Source organism: Streptomyces sparsus (genome assembly GCF_054776295.1).
Genome location: NZ_BAAHCA010001352.1, coordinates 1 through 967, shown reverse-complemented (window position 1 = coordinate 967; position 967 = coordinate 1). Strand labels below are relative to the sequence as shown.

The 967-nt window shown below is 75.9% G+C and carries 1 protein-coding gene; it reads right to left on the bottom strand.

Annotated features, from left to right (window positions below; translation table 11 throughout):
- Positions 1-873 (bottom strand): alpha/beta fold hydrolase (locus ACYVE9_RS28375; protein WP_461030752.1); only part of this gene is annotated, 873 nt, incomplete at its 3' end.
- Positions 874-967: the final 94 nt, after the last annotated feature.

The following is a 967-nucleotide window of genomic DNA, read 5'->3' as shown; positions in this document are numbered from 1 at the left end:
CTGCGCCGGGTGGGACCGCCAGAAGGCGGCCAGGTCGGCGGCGGTCTCGGCCGGGCGTTCCGCGGCGGGGGAGTGCTCGGCCCCGGTGACCACCGTGCGGTGCGCGCCCAGCGCCGACGCCATGCCGTCCAACTGCTCCACCGGCCAGGCGTAGTCGACCTCCCCCGACAGCACGTGCACCGGCAGGCCGTCACCGCCGTCCTGCCCGGTGAGTGCGGCCAGCTCGGTGACCCGGTCCGGTTCGCAGATCAACTGCCGGCCGGTGGCAAGCAGTTGTGCGGGCGCGGTCGCCAGCCACCGCTCCTGGAGGAACGCGGCCACCTGCGGCGGGGTCGCCGCGTCCGCCGCCTCCGGGGGATCGAGGTCCCGCATGATCTGCCAGATCTCCGCCATGCTCAGCGCCGGCAGGGCGCCCAGCAGAAGCTTGAGGCGTTCCTGCTGGCCGGTGGAGACGGCGCCGGGACCGCTGCTCATGAGGGTGAGAGTGCCGAACGGCGTCGCGTCGCGCAGCACCGCCGACCGGGCGACCAGACCACCGAGCGAGTGCCCGAGCAGATGCACCGGCGGACCCAGCGCCGCGACCTGGGCGTGCACGTCGGCCGCCAGCTCGGTCATGCGGTAGGCGTCCTCGTCCGGCGGGCCCGGCGTCTCGTACTGGCCGCGGCCGTCCACCGCCACGGCCTGGACGCCCGCGGCGGCGAGCGGCTCCAGCACCGCGATGAAGTCCTCCTTGCTGCCGGTGAAGCCGGGCACCAGCAGCGCGGTGCCGTGTACGGCCCGACCGGCGTCCAGCACGGCGAAGGCACCCCGGTCGGTGTCGAGCCGGTGGGCCCGCGCGCCGGGCGGCAGGGAGAGGGTCGGCGGCTTGCTCATGCGGGTGACGCTACCGCTCCGGCGGACCGTCCCGCCGGGCGACCCGGCGCCGGAACGGGCCGGACCGGGGAGCACGAGGGCGGACAGCACGATG